The sequence below is a fragment of the Clostridium sp. 29_15 genome (assembly GCF_001916075.1).
In the GTDB taxonomy this organism is placed as follows: Bacteria; Bacillota; Clostridia; order Clostridiales; family Clostridiaceae; genus Clostridium; species Clostridium lentum.
Window position 1 is genome coordinate 1 of sequence record NZ_MNRT01000028.1, and the last position, 13,960, is coordinate 13,960.

The 13,960-nt window shown below is 27.7% G+C and carries 18 protein-coding genes; 15 read left to right on the plus strand and 3 right to left on the minus strand.

What is annotated here, in order from left to right; translation table 11 throughout:
- From BHW04_RS05835 to BHW04_RS05865, 7 genes are all read left to right on the plus strand, one after another.
- On the plus strand, positions 1-368 hold a 368-nt coding region (locus BHW04_RS05835), incomplete at its 5' end, for a sensor histidine kinase (protein ID WP_302699164.1).
- A gap of 197 nt (positions 369-565) precedes the next feature.
- Positions 566-1,120, plus strand: a complete 555-nt coding sequence (locus BHW04_RS05840; protein WP_302699165.1) for an accessory gene regulator ArgB-like protein — start codon at positions 566-568, stop codon at positions 1,118-1,120.
- A gap of 16 nt (positions 1,121-1,136) precedes the next feature.
- On the plus strand, positions 1,137-1,259 hold the full coding sequence (locus BHW04_RS05845; RefSeq protein WP_022167285.1) for a hypothetical protein: 123 nt from the start codon (positions 1,137-1,139) through the stop codon (positions 1,257-1,259).
- Positions 1,260-1,271: 12 nt separating this feature from the next.
- Positions 1,272-2,528 carry a sensor histidine kinase gene (locus BHW04_RS05850; protein WP_302699166.1) on the plus strand — a complete coding sequence of 419 codons (1,257 nt, stop codon included), beginning with the start codon at positions 1,272-1,274 and terminating at the stop codon, positions 2,526-2,528.
- A gap of 191 nt (positions 2,529-2,719) precedes the next feature.
- The gene (locus tag BHW04_RS05855) at positions 2,720-2,917 is read left to right on the plus strand and encodes a DUF896 domain-containing protein (RefSeq protein WP_022212822.1); all 198 of its coding nucleotides are present in this window, start codon (positions 2,720-2,722) and stop codon (positions 2,915-2,917) included.
- A gap of 15 nt (positions 2,918-2,932) precedes the next feature.
- Positions 2,933-3,850, plus strand: coding sequence for an HPr(Ser) kinase/phosphatase (hprK, locus tag BHW04_RS05860; RefSeq protein ID WP_022212821.1), 918 nt, complete (start codon positions 2,933-2,935; stop codon positions 3,848-3,850).
- A 9-nt stretch (positions 3,851-3,859) separates the two neighbouring features.
- Complete coding sequence (locus BHW04_RS05865) at positions 3,860-5,242, plus strand: aminopeptidase (RefSeq protein WP_302699167.1); 1,383 nt, start codon at positions 3,860-3,862, stop codon at positions 5,240-5,242.
- 61 nt (positions 5,243-5,303) lie between these two features.
- Here the strand turns inward: BHW04_RS05865 and BHW04_RS05870 are convergent, their stop codons facing one another.
- Complete coding sequence (locus BHW04_RS05870) at positions 5,304-6,131, minus strand: PHP domain-containing protein (RefSeq protein ID WP_302699168.1); 828 nt, start codon at positions 6,129-6,131, stop codon at positions 5,304-5,306.
- 117 nt (positions 6,132-6,248) lie between these two features.
- Between BHW04_RS05870 and BHW04_RS05875 the strand changes: the two genes are divergently transcribed.
- The 7 genes from BHW04_RS05875 to folK are packed head-to-tail and all read left to right on the plus strand — an operon-like array spanning position 6,249 to position 11,625.
- Positions 6,249-6,827: an anthranilate synthase component II gene (locus tag BHW04_RS05875; RefSeq protein ID WP_302699169.1), complete on the plus strand. Its 579-nt coding sequence runs from the start codon at positions 6,249-6,251 to the stop codon at positions 6,825-6,827.
- A 9-nt stretch (positions 6,828-6,836) separates the two neighbouring features.
- Positions 6,837-8,177 (plus strand): aminodeoxychorismate synthase component I, encoded by a 1,341-nt coding sequence (pabB, locus tag BHW04_RS05880; protein ID WP_302699170.1) that lies wholly within the window; start codon positions 6,837-6,839, stop codon positions 8,175-8,177.
- Positions 8,177-8,914: an aminotransferase class IV gene (locus BHW04_RS05885; RefSeq protein WP_302699171.1), complete on the plus strand. Its 738-nt coding sequence runs from the start codon at positions 8,177-8,179 to the stop codon at positions 8,912-8,914. Before pabB ends, BHW04_RS05885 begins: the two co-directional genes overlap by 1 nt.
- Positions 8,915-8,926: 12 nt before the next feature.
- Positions 8,927-9,481: a GTP cyclohydrolase I FolE gene (gene folE, locus BHW04_RS05890; RefSeq protein ID WP_022212815.1), complete on the plus strand. Its 555-nt coding sequence runs from the start codon at positions 8,927-8,929 to the stop codon at positions 9,479-9,481.
- A gap of 8 nt (positions 9,482-9,489) precedes the next feature.
- Positions 9,490-9,963 (plus strand): HD domain-containing protein, encoded by a 474-nt coding sequence (locus tag BHW04_RS05895; RefSeq protein WP_022212814.1) that lies wholly within the window; start codon positions 9,490-9,492, stop codon positions 9,961-9,963.
- Positions 9,964-9,981: 18 nt separating this feature from the next.
- Complete coding sequence (gene folP / locus BHW04_RS05900) at positions 9,982-10,791, plus strand: dihydropteroate synthase (protein ID WP_302699172.1); 810 nt, start codon at positions 9,982-9,984, stop codon at positions 10,789-10,791.
- A gap of 9 nt (positions 10,792-10,800) precedes the next feature.
- Positions 10,801-11,625, plus strand: a complete 825-nt coding sequence (gene folK, locus BHW04_RS05905) for a 2-amino-4-hydroxy-6-hydroxymethyldihydropteridine diphosphokinase (protein ID WP_302699173.1) — start codon at positions 10,801-10,803, stop codon at positions 11,623-11,625.
- Here folK and BHW04_RS05910 read toward each other — a convergent pair.
- Both BHW04_RS05910 and BHW04_RS05915 read right to left on the minus strand, forming a co-directional pair.
- The gene (locus BHW04_RS05910; RefSeq protein ID WP_302699174.1) at positions 11,622-12,113 is read right to left on the minus strand and encodes a DUF4883 family protein; all 492 of its coding nucleotides are present in this window, start codon (positions 12,111-12,113) and stop codon (positions 11,622-11,624) included. The two genes, folK and BHW04_RS05910, sit on opposite strands and share 4 nt — an antisense overlap.
- 132 nt (positions 12,114-12,245) lie before the next feature.
- Positions 12,246-12,644, minus strand: coding sequence for a hypothetical protein (locus tag BHW04_RS05915; protein WP_302630725.1), 399 nt, complete (start codon positions 12,642-12,644; stop codon positions 12,246-12,248).
- Positions 12,645-12,801: 157 nt separating this feature from the next.
- On the opposite strand from BHW04_RS05915, the gene BHW04_RS05920 reads away from it, so the two are divergent.
- A complete protein-coding gene (locus BHW04_RS05920) occupies positions 12,802-13,821 on the plus strand; it encodes a pyruvate kinase (protein ID WP_302699175.1) in 1,020 nt (339 codons plus the stop codon).
- Positions 13,822-13,960: the final 139 nt, after the last annotated feature.

The following is a 13,960-nucleotide window of genomic DNA, read 5'->3' on the forward strand; positions in this document are numbered from 1 at the left end:
TAGACTTTAATGATATAGATATTTCTGAAATTGATTATCAAAGAGTTATTTCTAATATATTAAGAAATGCAGTTACAGCATTAGATGGAAAAGGTATAATAGAAGTAACAACATATTATTCTATAAAATCTATTATAGTAAAGATAAAAAATAATGGACCTAAAATTGATGAATCTATAATAGATAAAATTTTCCAAAGTGGATTTACTACAAAAGAAAATACAAATAAAGAAAATGGATTTGGATTATCAATTACTAAGGAAATTATAGAGAGAAATAATGGTAACATAAGTGTAAAGAGCAATGATTTCTTTACAGAATTTAAAATAAAGATTCCTAAAATATCAAATAAGTTGGCAATTATATAAGCATAATAAAGGAGGTATGAAAAATACCTCCTTTATTATGCTTATATTAATTTTAAAAGGAATATGCTGTGGATATTTGTAGTTTTTTTTACTTTTTATAAAAATAAAAAAAAAAAAATAAAATATATGGTATTATTTATCAATATATGATATACTTACTAAGTACATATGGAATAAATGAGTCAATATGGTTTATTGTGGTAAGAAAGATAACAAAATTAATTGTAAATGATTTATCAAAATATGCAAATTACAATACTGATCAGAAAGAACAAATAGAGTATAGTTTAGCTATAATTATCTATGAGTTAATAAAATTTATTTTTCTATTGTTAAGTTTATATTTTTTAGGATTTTTCAAAGAAGGATTAGTAGTATTAATTTCAATGATAATATCCAAGCCTTTTATAGGAGGATATCATGAAGATAGTCAAATAAAGTGTTTTTTTGCAACATTTCTAATAGTATTTAGTTTAATTTTATTAGATAGAAATATGGAATTAAATATTATGGCTATTTTAATATTAAATTTATTTAGTATATTTTGTGTATATCATAAAGCTCCTATAATTAATGATAAAATGCCATTAACTAAAGAAAAGCTTATAAAGAGAAATAGAATAATAGGTTTAATAAGTGTATCATTATTAGGATTGATATCAATTGTTATTTGTAATAGTACAAAATATGGAGAGCTTATATGCTTAACCAATGTTGTACAAACTATGTTAATGTTCAATAAACGTAAATGAAAGAGGTGGAGTTAGAATGAAAAAAATGTTAGCAGGTTGTTTATTATGCCTTTCAGCAGTGTTTGTAAATTTAGGAACAGCATCTGCATTAATGATAGGGGCAGAAGAAATGCCAGAATCAATGAAAAAATTAAGATAATTAGGAGAAAAAGTGATTATCAATATATCAGACTCATTTAACAGTATGCTACAAAGTATTATGTTTATTTATGTTTCAAATTACTGTAGTAAAACTAAAAGAAGCATACTAAGTATGGCAACTTGGACAGTAATTTTATGGGGAGTAATACAGGGAATTACACTAATTGTAGGTAATTCAAGTTTAGGCTCTATATTTATCCATTTAATAATATTAATTTCCGGAGCAATAATATTTAAAGAAGAACCTTTAGATGCTATGATAGGATTTAGTATAGTCTATTTATTAATGGGAATAGTTATGATATTAAGTTCAAATATTTATTTAGGATATATGGTAAGTAGAATTTCAGCAAAATATATGGAAATAGGAATGCTTATATTTATGTATTTTCCACAATACATACTATTCACTATTATATTATACAATATGAATTTTATAAATTCTACGTATAAAGTTATTAAAAGTAAAAGTGTATCAATAATATCATTAATTATAGTTACTGTTTTAATTGATTTTATAGTATCATTTAATGGATTAGCATATGATATGGATAATCCTTTATTTAAAGAATTCTTATTTATATTTTTAGGATTTTTTATGATAGGAATAACTATATATTTTTCAAATATTGAAAAAAAATCTAATCAAGTTTTAATTGCCAATAGCTTTTTAGAAAAAAAGAATGAAGAACTTAAAAAAATTAAACATGATTATGGTTCACAAATATCATATTTATATGGATTACATTTAATGAAAAAATATGATAAATTAGGATATGCACTTAAAAATATTATAAATGATAATAGTGCTATTTCTTCAGAAGTAGATGTAATAAATAAACCAAATTCTAGTATAGCAGATATTGTTTATGGAATAGAACATAAGGGAATAAATATTATTATAAATGATGAAATAAATTTTGATGATGTAAATATTTCTGAAATTGATTATCAAAGAGTTATTTCTAATATATTAAGAAATGCAGTTACAGCACTAGATGGAAAAGGTATAATAGAAGTAACAACATATTATGCTATAAGATCTGTTATAGTAAAGATAAAAAATAATGGACCTAAAATTGATGAATCTATAATAGATAAAATTTTTGATACTGGATTTACTACAAAAGAAAATCAAAATAAAGAAAATGGATTTGGATTATCAATTACTAAGGAAATTATAGAGAGAAATAATGGTAGCATAAGTGTAAAAAGCAATGATTCTTTTACAGAATTTAAAATAAAGTTTCCTAAGAGAGAAATTTGAAGCAATATAAATAAATTTTTACGAAAAGAGGTGTTTAAGACATCTCTTTTTTTCTTGAACTTTTAATAAATAATTAATTTATAATTTGGAGATAAATAAAAAAGAAGTAATTTTGTAATATAAAGTTGATATTCATAAGAAAAAAATGTAAAATAATCATAAGAAGTTAATATACGAAAGGGAATGTTAAGATGGATTATACAAATGCAAAAATAGATGTAATAACATCTAGGATAAATGAATTATATAAAAAAAGCAAGGAAGAAGGATTAAATGAAGCTGAAAAAGAAGAACAAGCTCATTTAAGAAGAATTTATATAGACAGAGTTAAGGCGAATTTTAGAAGTCAACTTGCAGGAATAGAACCAAAAAATAAGCAAAAAAAATAAAAAGGGTGATAAATATTGTCAGTTGCAGTAGAAACGTTAATTAAAGATTTTGATTTGGAAGTACTAGTTGAAGGTGAAAAAGGTGTAGAGATAACTGTTAACGATATAAATAGACCAGGTCTTCAATTATCTGGATTTTATAATTATTTTGCTCCTGAAAGATTACAAGTTGTTGGTAAGGCTGAGTGGAGTTTTATTGGGGATATGAGTAGAGAGTTAAGAAGAAAAAGAGTGGATAAATACTTTAGTTTTAATTCTAAATGTGTTGTAATAACAAGAGGATTAGAGCCACATGAAGAATTCATAAGGGCTGCCAAGAAAAATAAAACTTGGCTATTAAGAACAACATCAGTTACCACTAACTTTATTAGTAAAATGACCATATATTTATCAGATAAATTTGCACCAGAAACTAGATTACATGGTGTACTTGTAGATGTATACGGTATAGGTATACTGATTACAGGGGAAAGTGGCATTGGTAAAAGTGAGACTGCATTAGAACTTATTAAAAGAGGGCATAGACTTGTAACTGATGATGCTGTTGATATTAAGGAAATTGATGGAGAACTTATTGGGACATCTCCGAAAATTACTATTGGAATGCTTGAAGTGAGAGGAATTGGAATAATTGACATCACTGCACTATATGGATTAAGTTCAGTGCAAGAGTCTAAGGGCATAAATCTTGTTATGCATTTTGAACATTGGAAGGATAATGGCGATTATGATAGACTTGGAATTAATCAAGATACTCAAGAAATATTAGGCGTTAATGTTAGAAAGCTTAGAGTACCAGTAAGACCTGGTAGAAATATTGCAGTAATTATTGAGGCAGCAGCAGTAAATTATAGACATTCTTTAATGTCAGATATAAGTGCTGTTGATATTATAGAAAGAAGGATGGAAAATCTAACTTTAGAAGATAATTAGGAGGAGAATATGGGTAATAAAAAAAATGCATGGTTAAAATTTGATAATACTAAAAAAGAAGAGATTTTTAGTTTTTGTGAAGGATATAAGAAATATATATCAGACTGTAAAACAGAAAGAGAATCTATTAAAAAAGCTATTTTTTTAGCAGAATCAAAAGGATATAGAGATTTAAAGAATGTTATATCTGCTGGAAAATCTCTAAAGGCAGGAGACAAGGTATATTATAATAATATGGATAAATCTTTAGCTTTATTTTTAATAGGAAGCGAAAGTATTGAAAGTGGTATGAGAATTATAGGTTCTCACGTAGATTCACCTAGATTAGATTTAAAACCAAATCCATTATATGAAGATAGTGAATTATCTTTAATGGAAACTCATTACTATGGTGGAGTTAAGAAATATCAATGGGTAACCATACCTCTAGCTTTACATGGGGTAGTAGTTAAAAAAGATGGTACAAAAATAGACGTGGTAGTTGGAGAAGAAGAAACTGATCCAGTTGTTATGGTTTCTGATTTGTTAGTACATTTAGCATCAGAGCAACAACAAAAGAAAGCTACAGAAGTTATTGCTGGAGAAGATTTAAATATTTTAGTTGGTAGTATGCCTTTAGAATGGGAAGAAAAAGAAGCTGTTAAGGCAAATATATTAAAATTATTAAAAGAAAAATATGATTTTGAAGAAGAAGATTTCATGTCAGCTGAAATAGAAATAGTTCCAGCAGGAAAAGCAAGAGATTTAGGATTAGATAGAAGTATGGTTGCTGGATATGGACATGATGATAGAATTTGTGCATACACTTCTTTATTAGCTTTACTTGAAACTGAAAGTACTAAAAAGACTTCAGTGGTATTATTAGTAGATAAAGAAGAAGTAGGAAGCATAGGAGCAACTGGAATGCAATCAAGATTCTTTGAAAATGCAGTGGCAGAATTAATGGACAGAGTAGGAGAGTATTCTGAACTTAAATTAAGAAGAGCATTAGCTAATTCTAAAATGCTTTCTTCAGATGTTACAGCAGCTTTTGATCCTAATTATGCAGGAGCATACGAAAAGAAAAATTCTGCATTCTTTGGTAAGGGATTAGCCTTTGCTAAATATACTGGAGCAAGAGGAAAAAGTGGATGTAATGATGCTAATGCAGAATTTGTTGCATGGCTTAGAAATGTAATGGATGAAAATGATGTTGCATATCAAATGGCTGAATTAGGTAAGGTTGACCAAGGTGGAGGCGGTACTATTGCTTATATTTTAGCTGAGTACGGTATGGAAGTAATTGATTGTGGTGTTGCACTACAAAACATGCATGCTCCATGGGAAGTTGCCAGCAAAGTAGATATCTTTGAAACAATGAGAGGATATAAAGCTTTCCTTATGGCAGAATAGCATAAAAATAAAGAAGAAATAGTAGCTAAGCTATTTCTTCTTTATTTTTATAAATTTTTAGCTAAGCTTTAAGCTTAGTTAAAAATTTAGTAAGCCATTCTTCATCCATTTTCATTGAACCTAATGAACCATGTTTAATGTCATCTTCTCCACCGTGGGAGTCTGAGCCACAGCTAGTGATAAGGTTATGTTCATTGGCAAAGCTTAAGAATTTTTCTGTATCTTCTTTAGAGTTCATGGCATATATTCCTTCAAGACCATCAAAACCAAGTGCTAATACATCTTGGAAAGAGTTTTTCTTTAAAAGCACTGGGTGAGCTAAAACTACTATAGCACCATGTTTCTTTAAAAGTTCTACACCTTCTTTAGTATCCATTTGCACACTAGGAATGTAAGCAGGACAATCATTTCCAATGAAATGCTCAAAGATATATTCCTTATCATAGTTATACCCAGCATCCATTATAGCTTTTGCTATATGAGGTCTTGCTATGGTATCTTTACCATTTTTCATAATAGATTCAAGAGTTATATGAATATCATGGAATTTTGACAAATTTTCTACTATCTTTTTAGCTCTTTCAATTCTCTTTGTTTTTATTGAATCTAAGAAATCATTTAATTCCTTATTTTTATATCCATCACTTTTAAAAAATCCTAAAACGTGAATAGATTCCTTATTAAAATAAGTAGATAATTCAATGCCAGGAATAAAAGTTATATCAAGGTCTTTAGCTGTTTTTAAGGCTTCTTCTATACCAGAAACAGTATCATGGTCAGTAAGTGCTAAGTATTTTACATTAGCTGCCTTAGCTCTTTTAACAACTTCTGAAGGTGAAGATGTTCCATCAGAAGCTGTAGAATGTGTATGTAAATCGCATATTTTCATAAGTGTTAAATTCTCCCTTCAACTAATAGTTTTTATTAAACAAGAACATATGATATAATTAATCAATAAATATTGTAGCACAATTTGTAAAAGGATGCATAAAAAAGGAGAGAAAAAATGTTATTAATGATAGATAACTATGACTCTTTTGTATATAATTTAGTAAGGTATTTTAAGGAGTTAGATGAAGAAATAATAATTTATAGGAATGATAAAATTACCATTGATGAAATAGAAAATATGGATATAACGGGAATTGTCATTTCACCAGGGCCAAAGGATCCTAAACAAGCAGGGATTAGTCTTGAAATTTTAGAAAGATTTAAGGGGAAATTACCTATCTTAGGAATATGTCTTGGACATCAATGTATTGGACATTATTTTGGTGGCAAAATTGTTAAGGGAAAGATTCCTATGCATGGCAAGATAAGTGAAGTTGTACATAATAATCAGCATATATTCAAAGGTGTTAAAAATCCTTTAAAAGTTACAAGATATCATTCTTTAGAAATAGAAAAATGTAGCATACCAGTAGAATTAGAAATTATATGTCAAACTGATGATAATGTAATTATGGCAGTAAAGCACAAAGATTATCCTATATATGGAGTGCAATTTCATCCTGAAGCAGAACTTACAGAAGATGGACATAAAATATTAAAGAATTTTATTAATATAGTAAATAATTATAAATAGGAGCAAAAAATGAACATACATTTAAAAGAAATAAAGCTAAATTTAAATCCATGTGAAGTTTATGAAGCTTTTAGATATGAGATAGATACTATTATTTTAGATAGTTCTAAAGAAGATGAAAAGTTATCAAAGTATTCCTTTATAGGATTAAATCCATATATGACTTTTTCTAGCTTTAAAAATAATGGCTATATAGATGGAGTGAAAGTAGAAGGAACCCCTTTTAAGATACTAGAGGAATTATTAACGAGAAATAAGGTGGTAGAAAAAACTAATATTCCTTTAATAGGGGGATCCATGGGATACATATCTTATGATACAGGAAGGATAATTGAAAAAATTTCAGATAGTAGTGACGAAGATTTTAAAATTCCTCATATGAAATTTGTTTTTTATAGAAATATTATTATTTTTGATTTAATGAAAAATAAGCAATATATATCATATTTTGCAGGTGAAGAAAAAACTGTAGAAGTTATCATTGAAAAAATAGAGCAAATAGAAGTAAAGAAGGAAGAATTCAGCTATAACCAAGAAGAAAAATTCATTTCTAATTTTACAAAAGAAGCATATAAAAAATCAATTACAAGGCTTAAGGAATATATAAGAAGTGGAGACGTATATATTGCCAATATGACACAAAGATTTTATTGCCATAATGAAGAAGATAGCTTTACAATCTATAAAAAGCTGAGAGAGATTAATAAAGCTCCTTTTTCAGCATATTTAAATTTTCATGATTTTCAAATAATAAGTTCATCACCAGAAAGATTCATTCAGATAAAAGACGGAATTGCCCATACTAGACCAATAAAAGGGACAAGACCTAGAGGGAATACTATAGAGGAAGATGAAAAAAATAAGTTGGAACTTATAAATAGTGAAAAGGATAAATCAGAATTATTAATGATTGTTGATTTAGAACGTAATGACTTTAGTAAGGTATGTAAGCCTGGTACAGTAAAAGTAAAGGAGTTATTTGCTTTAGAAGAGTATGCAACAGTATTCCACCTTGTGTCCACCATTGAAGGAAAGCTTCAAGATGATGTTTCAGCTGTGAAGGTAATGAAAGAGTGTTTTCCAGGTGGATCTATTACAGGAGCACCAAAAATAAGGGCTATGGAAATAATTGAAGAGTTAGAAGGCTTAAAAAGAAATATATATACAGGAGCCATAGGATATTTTGATTTCAGAGGTAACAGTGATTTTAATATAGCTATAAGAACAATATTAAAGAAAGATAATAAAGCATATTTTGGTGTAGGTGGAGGAATAACTTATGAATCCATTGAAGAAGATGAATATCTAGAAACGCTAGATAAAGCAAAAGCATTAATGAAGGTGTTATAATGAGAGAAATAAGCTATAATAAAGATTATGTAAAGCTTGATGGTGGCTTTTATTTTGCACAGGGAGTTTTTGAAACAATTTTAATAAAAAAGGAAGCTATATTTTTAGAAGAACATATAAATAGGCTAAATAAATCCATAGATATAATGAATTTAGGAGAGCATATTGATACTAAATTTATTAAAAATTTTATAAAGGAAGAAAAGCTTAAAAATATAGTATTAAAAATTGTGGTAACAGAAAAGAATATAGTTTTCTCCACAAGAGAAATAAAGTATTCTAAGGAAGATTATGAAAATGGCTTTAAGATAAAGTTATCATATGTTTTAAGAAATCCCACATCTAGAATGACTTATATTAAGTCATTAAGTTATAATGAAAATCTTTATGAGTATAATAAAGCAAATAAAGAAGGATTTAATGAGGTTGTATTTTTAAATATTTATGGAAATATAGCTGAAGGAGCCACTAGCAACATATTTATTATCAAAGATAAAAAAATTTATACACCAAAGATAAGCGACGGAATATTACCAGGAGTGGTAAGAAATTGGGTAATAAAAAATTTTAGAGTTTGTGAAAAACATTTAGATAAAGAAGATTTATACAGTGCAGATGAAGTTTTTATAACTAATTCAATTTTAGGGATAATGAAGATTGTACAATTTGAAGAAAAAAAATATAACACAAATGTGGTAGAAAAAATCAGAAGTGAATATGAGCAATTTATAAATTAGGAGGAACGTTGTATGGATAGAGAAAAGATAATAGCTGGAGCAAAGCTTATACTTGAAGGAATTGGAGAAGATTTAGAAAGAGAAGGACTAGTAGAAACACCTGAAAGAATTGCTAGAATGTATGAAGAAGTATTTTCAGGATTAGGAAAAGATGCAGAAGAAATCCTATCAAAAACTTTTGAAGTGGAAAATAACGATTTAGTTATTGAAAAAGATATTACATATTTCTCAATGTGCGAGCATCATATAATACCTTTTTATGGTAAAGCTCATATAGCATATATACCTAGAGGAAGAGTTGCAGGACTTTCAAAACTGGCAAGAACTGTAGAATTATATGCAAAAAAACCACAGTTACAAGAAAGATTAAGCAGTGAAATAGCAGATGCCATAATGAAATACTTAGATGCAGAAGGAGTAATGGTAGTAGTTGAAGGAGAACATATGTGCATGACTATGAGAGGTGTTAAAAAGCCAGGTACAAAAACTGTAACCACATCATATAGAGGTATTTTTAAGGAAGATGCTACATTAAGAAGAGAAGTTATGATGCTATTACAAAAGTAGGTAGATTTATGGAAAGAGTTAATAAGATATTTAATAATATTCTTTATAAGGAGTATTTAAATAAGTTAGAAGCATATGAAGAAAAAAGAGAATTTTGTAGACATAACCTAGAACATTTTTTAGATATGTCTAGAATAGCTTATATGATGGTTTTAGAAAAAAATTTACATTATTCAAAGGAAGTTATTTATGCCATTGGCCTTTTACATGATATTGGTAGGGTAGAGCAGTATGAAAAAGGAATTGGTCATCATATTGCAAGTTTTAATATAGCTAAAGAAATCCTTAAGGATGTAGATTTTAAAGAAGAAGAAAAAACAATGATTTTAGAAGCAATTATAAATCATCGAAATTGTGAAAGTAATGATTTAAACGCTATTATTTATAAAAGCGATAAGCTTTCAAGGGCATGTTATAAATGTAGAGCTGCCAAGGAGTGCAATTGGACTTTAGAAAAAAGAAATTTAGAGATAAAGTACTAAGGTTTAGGGGGAAAAGTTTTGAAAATTAGAAATACTGAATTTAACTTTGGTGAAAGAACATATATTATGGGAATACTTAATGTTACTCCAGATTCGTTTTCTGATGGAGGAAAATTCAATGAAATAGATGATGCATTAATACAAGTGAGAAAGCTGGTGGCTGAAGGAGCAGATATTATTGATATTGGTGGAGAATCTACTAGACCAGGTGCAAAAATTGTTTCCATTGAAGAGGAAATAAGTAGAGTTGTTCCAGTTATTGAAGCTATAAGAAAAGAAATGGATGTAGTTATTTCCATTGATACTTATAATAGTGCTACAGCAGAAGCAGCCATAAAAGCTGGTGCAGATATAATCAATGATGTGTGGGGCTTTAAAAAGGATCAGGCTATGGCAAAGATAGCAGCTAAGTATAATGTTCCTTGCATATTAATGCACAATAGAATAGCTAAGCCATATGTTGATTTAAAAAAAGAATTCATCAGTGATTTAGAAGAAAGTATAAATATTGCTTTAGAAGCAGGGGTAAAGAAAGAAAATATAATTTTAGATCCAGGTATAGGTTTTGCTAAGACATATGAAGAAAATCTGATGGTGATGAATAACTTAAAATGGATTAAGGATATGGGATATCCAGTACTTCTTGCAACTTCAAGAAAGTCAATGATAGGTTTGGCATTGGACTTACCAGTAGATGAAAGATTAGAAGGAACTCTTGCCACCACAGTAATAGGAATAATGGCTGGTTGTGAAATAATTAGAGTTCATGATGTTTTACAAAATAAGAGGGTATGTATGATGACAGATACAATCCTTAAAGCAAAGTAAGGAGGAGAAATGGATAAAATATATTTAAAAAACATAGAGATTTTTGCCAATCATGGAGTGTTTCAAGAAGAAAAAACTTTAGGGCAGAAATTTATATTATCACTAGAATTATCTTTAGACTTTCACAAAGCTGCTAAAGATGGAGATTTAAGCGCTTCAGTCCATTATGGAGAGTTATGTCATAATGTAGAAAAAGTATTTAAAGAAGAGGTTTGTGACTTATTAGAAACTTTAGTATATAAAGTAGGAGCCTATGTGCTTGACACTTATGAAGTAGTAAAGGAAGTAAAGATATCATTAAAGAAACCATGGGCTCCAATATCAAGACATTTAGACTATGCAGCAGTGGAAACTACAATTGCTCGCCATAAAGCTTATATAGCATTAGGTAGTAATATAGGTAATAAGGAGCAATATATTAGAAGTGCCATAGAAAAAATTAATGAGCTAGAAGGAACAAAGGTTACAAAAGAATCAAAACTTTTAGTAACTAAGCCATGGGGCAAAGAAGATCAAGAAGACTTTTTAAATGCCGTAATAGAAGTGGAAACATATTTAAAGCCAAAGGAATTAATGGCTGAACTTTTAAGAGTTGAAAGTATCTTAGAGAGAAAAAGAGAAATTAAATGGGGACCAAGAACAATAGATTTAGATATAATATTATTTGATGATTTAGTAAGTAATGATGAGTTTGTAGTTCTTCCTCATCCATTGATGCATTTAAGAGAATTTGTTTTAGAGCCTCTTTGTGAAATAGCTCCATATGCAATTCATCCTTTAAAAAATAAAAGAGCCTTTGAGCTCTTAGAAGAAATAAAATCAATTGAAAATTAATTACTTTGTGCTTTATTTATGACATATACGCAAAAATCATAAATATTATTACGTGCATCAACATTCTTTGTGCTGTCAATAATATCTTCTTGAAATGAACCATCGTAAGGATGGATTGTATCTAAATCTGGAGAATAGGCATTAATAATATATTTTGAACTACCGAAGGAAATAATAAGCCTATATTGTTGTTTGTTTTCTTTAAATTCATCAGGAAGTTCTAATAAATAGTTTTCTGTGTGCAAAGAAGTAAGGAAGGATTCAACAATATCATAATCATCCACTGGTACATCATAATATTTATATAAAATACAATCAAATACTTGCAATGTAAATGAAGGATTTTCCTTAAGTTTGCTATATAATTCATCTGAATAATAGTATGTAGTAGGTTTAGTTTCAAAAGTTATATATTTAGGATCATCTAAAAAGCAACCACATAAAATAAAACAAATGAAAATTGTAAATATTAATTTTATATATTTCATTGTATCCTCCATAATAAAAGTTCTATTTATATTTATTAAACATTAAGTATATTTAGAACAGATTTATTTTAGTTAATGAAAAGAGCTATACCTTGCATTTAGTATAGCTCCTTTTTACGATTTTTTGAGATGTTATTCATCAACTTGTTTAACCATGCATATAAGAAAACCTACTGTGGTTAATAAAAGATTTCTTATATCGGCTGTTGCTGGTGTATTTTGATTAATAGGAAGCCAAGTCATTAAAATTACTGCCCCTAAAGTTATAAAAGATATAAACCCTGCAAAGTATATTTGGCTATTATAATTAACTATATTAAAGTGATTTTTACACTGTTGTCCAAAAAAATATCCAAAAATTGATGACATAGTTGAACGAATGGTAACTTCAGAAGGGGAGGAACCTTCTAAATTAAATAACATTACACAGATAGTTTGAATTAAACAAACAGTAGCTAATATCAATAAGATTTTTGCTGCGTTATTTAATTTAGATAATGTGACTAAAACTTTTATTGTGAACTTTTTCAAAATATCACATCCTAAATTAAATATCCGTAAATAACATAAGAAAATTATGTTATTTGTTAATATAATATGTTGAGATTATATAAAATGTGCACATAAAAGTAATAAAAAAAAATAAAATTAATAAAATTAAATAGAATAATACGATAAAGAGGTTATGATGAAAATTATAGCTACTATGGGGCCAAGCTCCATGAAAAGTCAGGTCTTAAAACAGTTAATTACCTCAGGATTAGAAAGCATTAGACTAAATTTTTCACATTTTCATGATGAAGAATTTCATAAGATAGTATCAGAAGTACGAAATATTAATAACAAGGTTGAAATAATTGGAGATTTAAGAGGACGTAAAGTAAGAGTAAGTGAAAAAGTTTTCTCAACATATAAGATACATATGGAAGATATAGTATATTTTTGTGGAGAAGATATGTATGATTATTTATTAAAAGATGAAAGGCTTTTAAAGAGTTTAATTCCACTTAATATTAATAGTAGTAATATAAATAAAAATAAAATAAATAAAATATCTATGAAAGATGATACCATGAATTTTGAAGTTTTAGACCAAAGTAAAGGTATAATTAAATCAAGAGTACTAAATGAAGGGATAATTAGAGGTGGAAAAGGATGTAATATTCCTGAATTAATCATAGATGACCCTGGATTAAGCATATTAGATAAAGAGAGTATAATTTGGGGATTAAATCACGGATTGGATAGTTTTTGTCAATCTTATGTAGAGAGTGAAAAAGACATTATAGAGCTAAAAGAATTTGTGGAAAAAAATAATAAAAGGAACAAGGAGATATTATATTATGGTAAAATTGAAACTGAAAAAGGCATTAACAGTATAGAAAAAATTTGTGATATTGTAGATGAAATTATTATTGCAAGAGGAGATTTAATGCCAGAGTGTGGAATTGAAGATGCTGTGAAAAATCAATATATAGCGATAAATAAGCTAAAAGAAAAAGGTTATGAAGATAAAATAATTATGGCAACTCATTTATTAGATAGCATGATTAAAGGTAATAGAGCAAAATATACAGAAGTAGAAAGTATATTTAGTTTTATGGTAAATGGAATAAATGGTTTTTTATTAGCAGGTGAAACATCTATAGGAAAATACCCAGTAGAAGCTTTTTTATTTTTAAAAAGTCTTATAGAATACTATGCTTAAGTAAATTTTACTATATTTATAACAACACCATGTTAAATGATATAAAAAACCATTTTTAAAAATAATTAATAACTTATATTGCAAAATGTGGACTAAGGTAGTATAATATATTCAACAGATAAGAAAAAATGGAGAGTTG

Coding starts and splice junctions, on each gene's coding strand:
- pabB (WP_302699170.1), top strand. CDS start 6,837: ATGAACATACATTTAAAAGAAATAAAGCTAAATTTAAATCCATGTGAA.
- BHW04_RS05875 (WP_302699169.1), top strand. CDS start 6,249: ATGTTATTAATGATAGATAACTATGACTCTTTTGTATATAATTTAGTA.
- folK (WP_302699173.1), top strand. CDS start 10,801: ATGGATAAAATATATTTAAAAAACATAGAGATTTTTGCCAATCATGGA.
- BHW04_RS05895 (WP_022212814.1), top strand. CDS start 9,490: ATGGAAAGAGTTAATAAGATATTTAATAATATTCTTTATAAGGAGTAT.
- BHW04_RS05885 (WP_302699171.1), top strand. CDS start 8,177: ATGAGAGAAATAAGCTATAATAAAGATTATGTAAAGCTTGATGGTGGC.
- BHW04_RS05855 (WP_022212822.1), top strand. CDS start 2,720: ATGGATTATACAAATGCAAAAATAGATGTAATAACATCTAGGATAAAT.
- folE (WP_022212815.1), top strand. CDS start 8,927: ATGGATAGAGAAAAGATAATAGCTGGAGCAAAGCTTATACTTGAAGGA.
- BHW04_RS05870 (WP_302699168.1), bottom strand. CDS start 6,131: ATGAAAATATGCGATTTACATACACATTCTACAGCTTCTGATGGAACA.
- BHW04_RS05845 (WP_022167285.1), top strand. CDS start 1,137: ATGAAAAAAATGTTAGCAGGTTGTTTATTATGCCTTTCAGCAGTGTTT.
- BHW04_RS05865 (WP_302699167.1), top strand. CDS start 3,860: ATGGGTAATAAAAAAAATGCATGGTTAAAATTTGATAATACTAAAAAA.
- BHW04_RS05910 (WP_302699174.1), bottom strand. CDS start 12,113: ATGAAATATATAAAATTAATATTTACAATTTTCATTTGTTTTATTTTA.
- BHW04_RS05920 (WP_302699175.1), top strand. CDS start 12,802: ATGAAAATTATAGCTACTATGGGGCCAAGCTCCATGAAAAGTCAGGTC.